Below are 14337 nucleotides of genomic sequence, written 5' to 3' on the forward strand. Positions count from 1 at the left end.
CCAGTTGTTCAACGCTTGCTTTCTACTAAAAATCATAGAAAAAGCTCCCTCAACAAAAGGGAGCTTTTCTCAAGACAGATCATCCTGTTACATCGGTTTAGATTTACCTAGTTTTCGGTTAACTTGCTTCTTCTACCCCGACTTCTGAATCATCATCTTTCCGTCGTTTCAGTGCTAATAATATACCAGCAAGCAAAACGGCGATAAAGATTCCAACGAGTGAACCGTAGAAAACCGTTTTGTTTTCGAACCATTTTGTAAGAGCGCTTTGCTCAGCAATACTAAACTCAACGCTTTTTTCGCCTTTATTCCCCGCTGTATCCTCAGCTTCAACTGAAATATTATAGTTTGCAATATCACTAAAGTTGAGGCGAACTTTTGTTGGTTTGCCATCGGTTGTTTTCTCGATTATTTCTCCTTCGAGTACATCACCATTCTTAGTAATTGACGTAATCCAATCTTCTGGATTGACGACACTCACTTCTACTTTTACTGGATTATGATATGTTTCATCATCTTTAGCACCAGTAAATTCTATTTTCGGTGGTGTCATGTCGATAATAAATTCAAATGATTGTCTTGCAATATTTCCTGCTTGGTCCTTAACCTCAATAGAAAGGACATATTTACCATCTTTATCAATTGGGTCGCCTAGCTCATATGGTTCACCATTCAATGTTAGAGCTATAATCTCATAATCACTTAGCTCATTGAAAATCTCGAACTCTGGAATAATCACTTCGTTAAAATATTTACCATTGATTGGTTCTGAAAAAATGATTTTCGGATTTGTTTTATCAAGTGTCATGTGCACAGATTGCTGGGAAATATTATTTGCTAGATCCGTAATGACAGCTTTTAATGTGTAATGTCCTTCATTTTTTAGTTCTTCACTTAATTCAAAATCACCAGCATTATTTAAGCGTGGTGTCCCACCAAATGGGCGCTTGTTTAATGTAACCGATGTCCGCTTTTTATCTAAATGTTTATCCGAATACGTCACAATAGGTGAGATTTTCTTATTGAAAAATCCTCCTTTCAATGGTTCGCGTAGTAAATGATGTATATGCAATTTCGGTTTTGTTGTGTCAATTGTAAAACTCACTTTCAATTTCGTTTCATTCCCTGCTTTATCACGAGCAACGACATTGTAATTATATGCCATTTCCTTTGACGAAACAGGGATTTTTCCAGCAATGTTCTTTCCACCATTTAATGTAACAGAAACAATTTTATCTTCAGATTCATCTAAGACAAACTCGGGTGTGATGATACGATTAATATATTCACCATCTTTGATCACGCGATTTTCGCCTTTGACTTTTGGTGTAATTTTAGGAGAGGTCTTATCAATTGTAAAAGACATACGTGCTTGCTCGCGATTACCCGCACGGTCAATAGCTTCGACAAAAATTTCGTAATCACCTTCTTGGCTAAACGTATGTGCTAATGAAGCAATTGAATCTGAATAACGATGATTCGTTATTGAAAAACCGCCAACAGAATAATGCTGACCATTTCTTGTCACACGAATCGTATTTTTATCAAAGTTCACATCTTTAATCATCACTTGGACTTTTTTATTCGTATTATAATGTTCTCCATTCTTAACACCCGTTATATCAATGACAGGTTTTTTCGTATCAATTATAAATGACTTCTTAACGGTTTTTGCAACATTACCAGCTCTGTCTTTAGCACTAATCTGAATCATATAAAATCCATCTTCATTAAAGTTATACTGTAAAGTTGAATTGGTACGTGCTGTTCTCCAACCTGGACCACCTGCTTTTTTTTCCACACGTTGCGTTATATCAGCGCCATTTTTTGTCACTGTAAACTGAACGTTATTCGTGTTGTAATTCGTTTCATTGACACGAACTGTGACTTGGCGACTTGCTGGATAAAAAGCCCCATCTTTAATACCATCAATTGATAATGTTGGTGCTGTTTTATCAATAATGAATGTGATTTTCTTTGGTTCTGCACGGTTACCAGCTTTATCGGTTGCGCTAAGTTCTACCGTATATTCACCCTCAGAAGTAAATGTATGTGTTAATGACGCTTTTGTTTTAGACATTGACATGTTGCCGACGTTGACGTTTTCCATCTTCCCTGTAGAACGATTACGTTTTTTGACAGATAAAATTGTATTGTTCGGATCTAAATGTTTATCTGTTACTTCAAATGTCACACGCTTACTTTGACGATAATGTTTAATCTCATCGGTGTTGTCAATGCCACGAATCGATAACTTCGGCTTAACCTGATCAATTGTAAAAGTGACAGCGTCCTGTGCTCTATTACCAGCATCGTCTATCGCTTCAACTTCTAATGTATACGTCCCATCATGATTAAAAGCGATTGGCAATTTAGATGTTTTATCTTCATTTACCCACTTATACTCCGGTTTTACACCATCAGGGGTTGTCACACGGACTTTGACATTGTTTTTCTTATAATTATGTTCAGTTACCGTAACTGTAACTGTTTGTCCGGTATTATTATAGCGATTAATTTTAGACAACGAAATCTTTGGCTTCTTATTATCAACTGTAAAGTCGGCACTTTTCGTAGTTGCTCGCCCAGCGTAATCCTCAACTTTAACCGTTAATTGATAATCACCGTCTTTATTGAACAATCCATTTTCCAGTTTAAATTGATAACGGTGGTTTTTATCTGGATTAGACCATTCACCAACATCACGTCCACGCCATGTTTCACGCTTGCCATCTAGATCTGTATATGTGACTGTCACTGATTTAGACTTGACATGTCGCTCAGTCACACCGATTTTAATAAACTGGTTGATACCTAGTTTATTAATATAATCTTTTGTGACATCGTTTGTTATATTGTGGTCGAGACTGATTTTTGGATCGACTTGATCAATCGTAAAGGTAACTGTTTCACGGGCTGAATTACCAGATTTATCTTTTGCTGTTACTTTAAGTTCATATTCACCATTTTTACTAAATGTGTGCGTTAACAACGCCTTATTTCCTTTTTCCTCGAAATCTTCCTCAATGTTATAAACTTTTCCATCACGAGTTGCTTCAATTAGGGCTTCTTCTAAATTATTATCTTTTATTTCAACTGTGACATCTTGGGCATTTGGATAATGTTTTTGATGTTCAATTGGTTTGTTATGAGCATCTTTGATAGTGATCTTCGGCATATCTGCGTCAATTGTAAATACCGCTTTTTGACTTTTTGCTTCATTTCCAGCCTTATCCGTCGCACTGAGATGGATTTCATAATCTCCATCATCTTTAAAAATATAGGTTAGTTCTGACTCCGCAGCCAATTTCCACCAATTATTTCCTTCTGGATGACCCTTAACGACTTCGTCCGTTATATCTTTTCCATCTTTCTTAACTTCAAAATTGACTTGATTTGATTCATAATATTTCTCTTCAACCGTAACTGTTACTTTTTGTTTGTCTTGACTAAAACGGACGACATCACTAATATGCAGTTTTGGTGCTGTCTTATCAATTACAAAGTCAAGCCTCTCAGTTGATGGTTGATTGTTAGCCATATCTTGAGCCACAATGGTTAATTCATATATGCCTTCTTCAGAGAATGTATGCTTTAGGACTGCCTTATTCTCACTGAATTCAAGTTGACCGACATCATATGACTTACCATCTTTTTGCGCGGTGACATATGTGTTATCTTCATCTGCATCCAAATAGCCCCCGATAATTTCAATCGTTGTCTCACGATTATTATGATAATGCTCACTATTATTGACACCGTTTACTTTAATAATTGGACCTTTTGTTTGGATGACAAAAGGAAGTGAGGTAACGACGTGATTATTTCCAGCTCTATCAGTTACTTCTACTTTAACTTTATAAACTCCATCAGTAACAAAGTGGCGAGTCGCTGTATGAAGGTTTCCTCTTGTGCTCCATCTTGAAAATTTGTCTTGTTCCACCTCGGAAAACTTACCATCAAGTTCATCTGCATGTAGCACTGTAATACTAGCCAAATCAGAATCAAAATGAAGTTCTTCAACATTTAATGTCACAACTCTTGAGTTACTAATAATGAGCTTATCTTTGTTATCTCCTGTTGGATTAAGCGATACACCGTCTCCATCGATATCTATTTTTGGAGCGACACGGTCAATCGTAAACGTTTCTGAATGTCTCTCGACAATACTGCCTGCTTCGTCAACAGCACGTACTGTGATCCGATAGTCGCCATCTATTTTAAACGTTAATTCTGATGTGAACTGACCTGATTTATTTTCCTCTAATGGTGGAAAAACGATTGTATCCGATTCAATAAAGCGATTATGTTCATCTTTTTCATAGACGATTATTCTCGTTTCATCTTTTTTAAGATGCTTTTCGGAAATTTGAACAGTAACCGTTTTTTCTTTTGAATAGTCAGCTTTTACTTCTTCCCCATCTGCTTCAACAATGGCTATCTCAGGTGGCGTTCGGTCAATTGTAAACACTTCGGAAGTCGCGGATGTTGTATTTCCAGCCATATCTTTAGCAGTTGTTTTAATACGATATGTTCCTTCTGTTTTAAAATGAACCGTTGCTTGATGTTCTCCATTATTTCCTTTAAAATCAGGGAATGTATCATCTAAGTCTTGTTCCCATGTCCCGTCAGTGTTTTTCTTTTCAACTGTGACAACTGTTTTTTCTGTGTCAAGATGTCGTTCTTCTATTTTTACAGTGACTAATTTTTCTTCACTCATATCGCCAATTAATTCCGTATCGCGTCCCTGCATATAACGAACAACTGGTTTTGTACTGTCAATTGTAAAGGCTGATGACAGTCGACGCTTATTATTTCCAGGCTCTTCCTCTACTTCAATATCAAGCGTATATTGACCATCTTCACTGAATGGTTCAGGCCATTCATATTCAAATTCAAAATCATTGATATCTATGTCTTTTGATTCTAAAATTTGACCGTCTTTTTTCATAGTTATCTGAGCTGATTTCATATTCAAACTATTTTTCAGCTGAAGCGTTAGATCGAATGGCTTGCTGAAGAATTCCCCTTCTTCCATCTCGTCACCATTCGCTAAGACAGTCAACTCAGGTCCATGATTATTAATAAAGAACGTGATTTCCTTTTCACTAACATTCCCTGCTCGGTCAGTTACTTTAATAAATAATTTGTAGCGACCATCTTCTTCGACATCGAGTGTATATGTCTTTTTCTCATGATCCTCTATTAGATTAATATTTTTCTTTTCGCCATCTTTTTCTAGTTGAATCACTAGTTTTTCAGGATTAAAATTTGCCTCCGATATCGTCATAACGATATGTGGTGTTTGTGGTCTGCCTTTGCGATCTGGAACAAAAATCTCTTTATCTTTAACACCGGTCATGTTGATTTCTGGAGCTGTCACGTCACGATTGACTTTAAATGTAATCGAATTATTTCCAGTGCGCCCTGGTAATCCCCACTCATTATCTTCTGGAATCGATATTTCAAATTCAAATGCCCCTTCAGATCTTAAATTTCTTGTTGGGGTAGCAGTCACTTGGAATTTCCCTTCAAATTGATTTGTTTCTTCATTTATAATTGGTTTTATCTCTGTATTCATTTCACCACGAAAAGGATAGATTCCTTTTACAGTGAAAGGCACCTTTTTAGCTGGATTTTCTTCTACACTCGTTTGTGTCGGAGTTTTTTTCAACGTTTGTTTTGTTTCCGTCGCCACTTTCGTCACTTCTGTTTTTGGTTTACCTTCGACCTTTCCAACTGCATCAGACGATTTTTCTACCTGTTCTTTCCCCTCATCTACTGGTCGAGAATCTGTGGTAGATGAATTTTCTTGTTCTTCATCGTCTACTGGCTCCTCTCCAGTTTCGGATTCAACTGCTTCTTCTGATGTTCCTTCTCTCTCTGGGGAAGTTGGCTCCGCTGATGTATCACTTTCTTCAGGTTCGGAAGGCTTTTCTGACTCAGTCCCATCTTCAGGATTTTCCGGTGTACTTTCATCTCCTGGCTTACTTGGTTCTTCCGGATTGTTAGCACTATCCCCAGGACTAGTCGGTTCTTCTCCCTTTTCACCACCAACTCCTTGGAATTCCTCACTTAAATCAACGATAAAAGACACAGAATCTTTATTCGTGTACCAATTTGGTGCTTCATTATTTACATTCCACTCTGAGTTATTATAAACAACTTTCATATGCAATTTGTCTGCTGATAAAACGGTCGTCGCAAAAATAATAGCCGATAAAAAGGCAATCATAAGTACAGAAATCCATACAGCTTTCTTATTTTTTTGATAAGTCTTTTTATATTTCATAATCATCTCGGCCATGTCATCTCTCCTCCCCTATAATATGTTTTGAATGGACAATGATAATGTTTTTCTGCAAGATAAAATCATTATCTTCCTCTTCTAAAAGTGCCGTTTCATCATCTGTTAAAAGAGTTGTTTCATCAGCGTCATCTAACAGCATTGTTTCCTCGACTGTACCATTTAACAATGCCGTTTCTTCCATTTCATCTTCTAATAAGGCGGTTTCGCCATAATCACCATTTTGCAGTAACTCCGTTTCTTCATATCCTTCATTCACCAATTGGGCAGTTTCATGTGCCGCATCTTCCTGTAATAACTCAGTTTCTTCTACTTCATTTAATAATGCGGTTTCATCCGATTCATTCGTACGATTCACATGCTGTAATTTAATCGGTGTAGACTGGTTCACTGGCGCAGCAGATTGAGCCTGTCCAATAGCGATTGGCTTTAACGAACCAGACCGTTCAGTATATGATTGGTGTCCTGTCGTATATTGTTTGCGAATTCGAATGCTTTCTGATGTTTGCCTTAGACTCCCACTCGTTTGTAAATGGTACACTTCAAGCTGTTCACGCGTCTTTTTTCGAATTCGAAGCCCTGTTAAATCTTCAAATACTTCAATGATTTGTAGACGGATAAACAAAAATATGACTAATGGAAGGGAGAGAAATATACCAATTAGGCCACCATAAAACATGATTTGATATGTCATCATACTCCCCCTCACTTACTTGTTAGTTGATTAAATCTTGTCAGCAACTTTTTGAATCCTTCATCTTTATCAATATCATTTATTTCCCTAGCATCATTAATAACCTGTTTAACTTTAGTAACATTTGGCTTATTTTTTTCTACCTCGATATCTATTAATAAGTTCCCTAATTTGACATAGGCTTGTATGTTTTCAGGATAGGCTTGGATCGTTTGTCGAAATTGCGCTTCGGCTTCATCACTTCTCTCCATTTCTTGTAAAATAACGCCAATTGTAACCAAAATATCTTCCTTTTCATCATCATCTACTCGATCTAGCAACATTTGATAGTGCTCAATTGCTAGTGAAAAATCTGAATGTGACGCTTCTCTATCGGTTACAGCCCCATCGGTTTGATAGAGCTGATCAAACCCTCGGCTGTAATATGATTGGGCCAATTTTCTTTCAAAACTCAAATCATACCAAGCACGTAATGACTCATCATCGATTAAAGACAATACCTTTGTGGCTTTATCAATAATCTCAATGGCTTTCGTATTTGCCTCTTGAAGATGTGCTTTATAAGAAATATAGATATTTACGAGAGCATGATAGTTTTCAATTTTTTTCACATCGTTGGGCAATGAATCATTGTATGACTCAAAGGCAGACAGCTCTTTCGAAAAATCAGCAAAATTAATCTCTAATTGGCTCATTGCTGTCGCTAATGTTTTGTAATATTTAACTGCCGGTACCTCTTCCTCATCGATTTGTTTAAAATAATCGAGGGCTTGTTGATAATCATTTTGATAATCAAAATATGTCATTCCCACTTTATAGAGTACTTCTTGATTCTTATGCGTATTGCCATATTTATCTTTTATATATGTCTCTACAATATCGAGTCCTTCATCAACTTTTTCTGTGTTAATAAAAATATTCAGTAAATTTATGTACGCTTCAGATCGCTTATGGTCCAAATCAATCGCTTCTTGCAGTAAATGAATTGCATCAGACTCACGTTCAGCAACAACTTCTTGATTGGCTTGATTAATAAGTCGTGTATAATCTTGAAATAATTCCTTTTGCATTCCGTTATAACCAAGAACAGTAGATGTTGTAAATAAAATTAAAAAGACAGTCGGTATGATAAATTGCATCAATTTTTTATAAAGGATTTTTTTATACCCTTGAGTAAGTTTTTCAATATTTTCCAAGTCGATTAATAGGTCAGCACATGATTGATAACGGTTTTCTGGTTCTGCTTGTGTACAAACACTAATGATATATTCCAATCCTTCTGGCAATGTCGAATCCCAATACCGAATCGGCTTCACTTCAAACGGGGGATCATTTAATGTCTTTCCTGTAATTAAATGGTAGAGTGTCAGCCCCAAGCTATAAATATCTGTCCGTACATCTGTCTGCTTTCCGGAGATTTGCTCTGGTGCCGCATATGCTTTAGTCCCTAGATTTGTTGTATCGGTCGATTGCTCCTCTTTGTATTCCCGAGCGATTCCAAAGTCGATTAATTTAATATTGCCATCTGGTGTGAGCATAATATTATCCGGCTTCATATCACGATAAATAATCGGATTCGGCTTACGCGTGTGCAAATAATGCAGCACATCGGCAAGCTGCTTCGCCCATTCAATCACATCATCTGCTGACTGAATTCCTTCACGCGCCATTTTATCTTTTAACGACTCCCCTTCGATATAATCCATCACAACATATATATCACCGGAAGATTCGATAATGTCATAAATCCGTGGAAGGGCATGGTGATCTAATTTTTTTAAAAGATTCGCTTCAACGACCAAACTATGGACGAGAATTTCATTGCGAAATTTGTCCCGCTTCCGGATGTCTTTAATAACAAGCGATTTATTCAGACGATTATCCATCGCCAAATAAACAACACTCATTCCACCACGGCCAATCTCTTTCAATACTTCATAACGCTTGTCAACGACATCACCAATCTTTAGCATCGATTTCCCCCCTTTTCTGTATCCATTATAATAAACCATGTCGGTGCGCGATTTTGGTTTTGGCCCTGTGGCGCTCGATTTTGACCCGTCACCGCTCGATTTTGACCCATCACCGCTCGATTTTGACCCGTCACCGCTCGATTTTAGACCGTCACCGCTCGATTTTGACCCGTCACCGCTCGATTTGCAAATCGTCACTGAAGCTCTAAGCTCTAAGCCTAAGCCTAAGCCAACATCAAGTTTTCTATACAACCTTTAACAACACGGCTGATATATTATCTGTCTCATGTCTTGATTTTACTATTTCACTTAAAGTTTGGATGGCTTGTTTCATATCCGTTTCTGTTGCCTCCGTTTGCAAATAGCCGATTAATTCATCATGTGATAACTTATGATAAAATCCATCAGTACAGAGTAGGTAACTCATCCCTTGTTCGATTATACCTTTCGTGATGACGACCTCTATCTCTTCACGGGCACCGATGCATTGGAGTAAAATATTACGTTTCGGGTGATTTCTTGCTTCTTCTGGTGTTAAATGGCCACGCGCTACCTCACGAGCTACAAATGTTTGATCCTTTGTTAGTTGAATCACTTGATTATCATCGATAGCATATGCCCGACTATCCCCCATCTGCACAAGGAAGAACGTCTTACCAAGAATAAGCAAAGCTGTCAAAGTCGTCCCTAACACAACGCCCTCTTCTTGACCATAGGAAACAATGTCGGCATTCAATTTTTCAACCGTGTTTTCCAACTGCTGAAAAATGATCTCTTCATTGTCCTTTTCATATTCAAGAAGCTCAGGTAAATCATGTTCAAACCACTGGGAAAGTCCATAAATCACTGTTGCACTCGCTAACTCACCATGCGACAACCCCCCCATCCCATCACAAACAACAAATAATCCGATTTCTTCTACTGGCGTCTGAGCTGTTTTAATTAACAAAGCATCCTGATTAATATTTTTTCGTAAACCAACGTCCGTGTGATATGCAGCTAGATATGTCATCTATGAAACTCCTTTATTAATAAATCTTTAATAGATATATAGATATATTCACATTTGATTTATTGTTTCTAGTCGTCATTTGTTTATGATTTTATTCTTGGATTTTATATATGGATATATTGGATTGTTTGAATGATGATATTGTATGTTTTGAGTGAAAAGTTGGTGTCATTCTTGATGAGGTTATCTTGATGTTCGTCATATATCTCGACATTAATTCTGAATATCGACAGATTGTTCGGCAATCTATAGTAACAATTTTAAAATCTATGTCTGCTATCTAGCATCAATAAGTGAAGTCATACCTGTTTCTTACAACAATTATAGCCATACTATTCGAAATTGTCATTGCAACGAATGAACTATTTTTCTAACCAAGATTTTACTTGTTTTATAGGTAAATAGACCTGCGAATAGGGGAATGTTAATAATTTGAACTTATTTGTAAATTTTTGGTTAAAATATATAAAATAACTTTACAAAGATACAGGGAAAATAGGTATTTATTACTAGCGAAAAATATATTTGTAGAGAACTGTGAAGTTGTAAAGTGAAGAGGATTATGTTATAAGAAAAAAGAAAGATGCACCATGCACCTTTTTACAAAAAAGTTTATTAAGATGTTGGAAAGCGTTGCTTCAACTGATATATTTCTCTTTCATGATGACCAAGTTTTTTATCAAAATACTCTAAGTCTTCTTTTCTAGCAGTTTGTTTCAGTTGCGACATCATATTCGTGTAATACGCCGTTAATTTTCCCGTCTGTTCGAACACAAGTTGTTGCTTGGACTCTACATTAATTAATCGCTCATTCATCACGAGCTGTTTTTCTTTCATATCTTGAATATCTTTAACCATTTGCGATTGTTCTTGTTTCATTTCCGCTATTTCTTGCTTTACTCCCGTTAGTTCTTCACGCATAGCCTCTTGATTTTGCTTTACTCCGGTTAGTTCTTCACGCATAGCCTCTTGACTTTGCTTTACTCCGGTCAGTTCTTCATGCATGGCTTGTTGATTCTTTTTTATATCTGTTATATCATCTGAGATTTTCTTCAACAGCTGCTCGACCATTATATCACCCCTTTCATGTCTATTTTAATGATAAGTGCCCTCACATTTTATTACCCAATTCATTTCATTCTTAAACGTCTTTTTTAATATCTATTTCTCATATTATAACACATTACTTTTTATTAAAATAAATTGTTTTCTCTTGCTCACATGTGAGCCAGTTCACATTGCAAAAGGGATAGAGATAGTAACTAAACAGCAAAATTCGCACCAAAAAACTCAGCCAAACTGACTGGCTGAGTTCATTATAACTGGATAACTTCTTGGCCTGCTTGTGCTAATAATTCATAATAAAACAAATCATTACCTATGCAAAACACCCGATCACATAAGTTCATAATTTCATCCATATCATGTGAAATATAAATAATCGACATGCCTGTTTTTGCCGTTAAATCTTTTAAATAAAATGCGATTTCTTGTTTTGATTTCAAATCAATCCCAACAGTTGGTTCATCAAGTAATAATAGCTCTGGCTCATGGATGAGTGAAATAGCCAAATTTAATTTTCGCTTCATCCCACCAGACAATGTATGAACAGGTTCTTTCCAACGATTGAGCTTCATATCTAAACAAAGACTTTGTAATTCTTCTTTGCTCTTATTCTTCCATGATAATTTTTCAAAAAAAAGCATGTTTTCCTCAACGGTCAAATGCTCCCATATCGCTACTTCCTGTGGCACAAAACCGATATGTTTGCGAATTTGTGAAAATGATTTCCAATGATAGGTCATGCCGTTCAAGTTTATTTTTCCTTTTGTTGGTTTTTGTAAGGTAGCTAATACATGCAATAAGGTCGATTTTCCAGCGCCGTTTTCACCGACTAAACCGACGATATCCCCTTCTTTAAGCGTAAATGTAATATTTTCTAAGATGGAGCGCTTTCCATATGATTTATGTAATGCTTCAACTTGTAGCATCATATTCCTCCTTACGACCATACCATAAGAGCAAAATAACAAAAAGTATGCCTAATCCGATATGAAAAAAATCACCCTGTAAAAAAGCATTTAATGGATTAAAATAATGTATCCATGGATACTTTGCTAATAAACCATCAAGTGGGATGATAGCACCACTTGCAATGACACTAACAAACGTTAATATAAAGGCGGTCGCGTAAAAGACGTACGTCTGCCTGATAATTAAAGCTAATAAAAAAGCACCGAGACTAATCATTAAACGATAGCTAAGTAAACTGATAATAAAAGAGAAACTAATTGGCTCATAAAAAACATAATAGAAGACAAGTACAGTTAATAAATCAACTGCAAACAATAAAGTGATATATATAAGCATATTCTGTACAAAATATGTCTTCATTGACATCCGCGTAAAAGCAAAGCGTGGTAAAATAGCTGGATTATTTTCTTTAATAACCCAATCAAATAAAAGTAACGTTGAAAGAAAAGCTGCTAATGCCCATATATGCCAAGGTTGAAAGAGATTTTTCCCTTCATCTATATGAACAAAACCATTACCCAGAAATGTCAATGTCGTTTGCAATAAGTCCTGCTCTTTTTCAATTTGCTTACTGCGGGCGATCAAATCATCCCAATTGAATTCAAAACGATATTGCAGCGTATCCGCCAACTCTTTAACAGCATATGCGGCCTTTGAACGCCCTACATCCTGCTGTACATAAGACATGACCATCTCACTAACAGGGGTATATGCTAAGGAAACATCCGATTCATAGGCCTTAATTAACTCATTTCGATTACCATGGCGTATATCTTCTTCATAACCTTCTACAATAATAAATACACTATCTAATTCATGTTTTTCCAATTTATGAAGAGCCTCTCGTTCATCAAGTGCATAAGCTCTAATAAATGGTGTCGTATGAATCGATTCATATAAATCATGTGCTAGCTCAGTATCTTCTTTCAACACCACACCAACCGGAATTTTCGTATCATCTTGAATTGCATTTCCAGCAGTAATAACGAGCCACGTCACGATCATTGGGGATAATAACCAAAACAATAGATGTAAACCTTGCTTTTTCCAATGGATGAGTCGTGTTTGTAAGATGTTCATCATGCACGCACACGCTCCTTCCACAAAGATAAAAGAATGAAAATCATAAAACTAATCCCGCTCATAACCAATAACATGTTGTATTCTGCATAAAAACGGCCATTTAACATTATTTCTTGAATCCAATAAAATCCTTCAGCTGAAAAAACATACGGTAAGACATCTTGAATAGCGAGCGGTAAATAAATAACAGGCAAAAGTGCTCCACTTAAACCAATTAATAATCCCGTCACAATGACTTGACAAAGCAATCGTAATTTTTGTGAAGTAACGATAACTTCAATCACAGCCAAAACCATTAAATAACTCATACTAAATAGGAAGACAATGAGCCCGATACGGAAATAATCTTCTACATATAATTCAAATGCTAAACCACGTTGAATACCGATGAAAAATAAAGCAGAAACCATCATAACGATGAATAAACTGACAATGACACGCGCTAAAATCTGTTGCCATTCTTTAACCCCGTATAACAGCATACGCTTTTTAATCCGGACGACATCTTCTTTATATAAAAAATTAAAAAATAAAAGGAGCCACACTATTATGGAAATAAACCACGCTGCTATTGTATAGTAATGAAACGGTGAAACTGTCGCTTGATTGACAAGTTTTTCTTCATCCATTAACTTATCCTTACTTAAAGAAAATAGGAAAAAGGATTTAAACTGTTCAAACAGATATTCTTTTCTTTCCTCATAATCCATACCAAAACGATCAGCATAGTCATTAATCATCAAAATATTCGCTTGTGACGTATTAATATGACGTGTCACACTATCCATTAACTCTTTGACTAAGTATGCTTCATTCAATTGCTGAGAATTTCCGACAACAGATAGATTAACAGATTTTCCTCTATATAAATCATTTGTAAAGTCCTCTGGAAAAACAACATAAGCAGTCAATTCATCAGCATCTAGTTGTTGTGATGCATCAGGTTCATTAAGAACGGAAAGCTCTACCATAGAACCGAGATGATTTGTTTGAGCTAATGCAGTTGTAATCATCTGAATCTCTTCAGATTGATCCAAATCAACTAAGCCAATCCGAACGGGGTTCTCTTCATCGGGTTGAAGAAATGCTGAAATAATGATGATTACAAGTCCAATTAATATAATCGGAAAAAGCAAAAGAAGAGGAAGCAGATACCACTTCCTCTTAATTTGCTTAAAATTATTGTTTATAAATAATTTTAAATGACTGAATGTGTGCATCATGACACCAAGTC

At 36.2% G+C, this 14337-nt stretch carries 8 protein-coding genes; all 8 read right to left on the reverse strand.

Annotation, left to right across the window (positions count from 1 at the left end):
- Window positions 1-118: 118 nt before the first annotated feature.
- The 8 genes from VIG73_RS03170 to VIG73_RS03205 all read right to left on the reverse strand — a co-directional run bounded on the left by VIG73_RS03170 (window position 119) and on the right by VIG73_RS03205 (window position 14326).
- Entirely contained in the window at window positions 119-6307 is a 6189-nt protein-coding gene (locus VIG73_RS03170; protein ID WP_331639100.1) for an Ig-like domain-containing protein, read from the reverse strand.
- A 1-nt stretch (window position 6308) separates the two neighbouring features.
- Window positions 6309-7001 (reverse strand): hypothetical protein, encoded by a 693-nt coding sequence (locus tag VIG73_RS03175; protein ID WP_331639101.1) that lies wholly within the window; start codon window positions 6999-7001, stop codon window positions 6309-6311.
- A gap of 11 nt (window positions 7002-7012) precedes the next feature.
- Entirely contained in the window at window positions 7013-8974 is a 1962-nt protein-coding gene (locus VIG73_RS03180) for a protein kinase domain-containing protein (protein WP_331639102.1), read from the reverse strand.
- Between the two features lie 244 nt (window positions 8975-9218).
- Window positions 9219-9986, reverse strand: coding sequence for a PP2C family serine/threonine-protein phosphatase (locus VIG73_RS03185; RefSeq protein WP_331639103.1), 768 nt, complete (start codon window positions 9984-9986; stop codon window positions 9219-9221).
- A 615-nt stretch (window positions 9987-10601) separates the two neighbouring features.
- Entirely contained in the window at window positions 10602-11057 is a 456-nt protein-coding gene (locus VIG73_RS03190) for a hypothetical protein (protein WP_331639104.1), read from the reverse strand.
- 245 nt (window positions 11058-11302) lie between these two features.
- Window positions 11303-11977 (reverse strand): ABC transporter ATP-binding protein, encoded by a 675-nt coding sequence (locus tag VIG73_RS03195; protein WP_331639105.1) that lies wholly within the window; start codon window positions 11975-11977, stop codon window positions 11303-11305.
- Entirely contained in the window at window positions 11964-13103 is a 1140-nt protein-coding gene (locus tag VIG73_RS03200) for an ABC transporter permease (RefSeq protein WP_331639106.1), read from the reverse strand. Before VIG73_RS03200 ends, VIG73_RS03195 begins: the two co-directional genes overlap by 14 nt.
- Window positions 13100-14326 (reverse strand): ABC transporter permease, encoded by a 1227-nt coding sequence (locus tag VIG73_RS03205; protein ID WP_331639107.1) that lies wholly within the window; start codon window positions 14324-14326, stop codon window positions 13100-13102. The genes VIG73_RS03200 and VIG73_RS03205 overlap by 4 nt, the downstream gene beginning before the upstream one ends.
- Between the last annotated feature and the right edge of the window lie 11 nt (window positions 14327-14337).

The sequence above is a fragment of the Cerasibacillus sp. genome, from assembly GCF_036516575.1.
In the GTDB taxonomy this organism is placed as follows: Bacteria; Bacillota; Bacilli; order Bacillales; family Amphibacillaceae; genus Cerasibacillus.

What these genes read in the sequence shown, in the direction of transcription:
- VIG73_RS03170 (WP_331639100.1), bottom strand. Translation starts at nt 6,307, where the DNA reads ATGGCCGAGATGATTATGAAATATAAAAAGACTTATCAAAAAAATAAG.
- VIG73_RS03175 (WP_331639101.1), bottom strand. Translation starts at nt 7,001, where the DNA reads ATGACATATCAAATCATGTTTTATGGTGGCCTAATTGGTATATTTCTC.
- VIG73_RS03180 (WP_331639102.1), bottom strand. Translation starts at nt 8,974, where the DNA reads ATGCTAAAGATTGGTGATGTCGTTGACAAGCGTTATGAAGTATTGAAA.
- VIG73_RS03185 (WP_331639103.1), bottom strand. Translation starts at nt 9,986, where the DNA reads ATGACATATCTAGCTGCATATCACACGGACGTTGGTTTACGAAAAAAT.
- VIG73_RS03190 (WP_331639104.1), bottom strand. Translation starts at nt 11,057, where the DNA reads ATGGTCGAGCAGCTGTTGAAGAAAATCTCAGATGATATAACAGATATA.
- VIG73_RS03195 (WP_331639105.1), bottom strand. Translation starts at nt 11,977, where the DNA reads ATGCTACAAGTTGAAGCATTACATAAATCATATGGAAAGCGCTCCATC.
- VIG73_RS03200 (WP_331639106.1), bottom strand. Translation starts at nt 13,103, where the DNA reads ATGATGAACATCTTACAAACACGACTCATCCATTGGAAAAAGCAAGGT.
- VIG73_RS03205 (WP_331639107.1), bottom strand. Translation starts at nt 14,326, where the DNA reads ATGATGCACACATTCAGTCATTTAAAATTATTTATAAACAATAATTTT.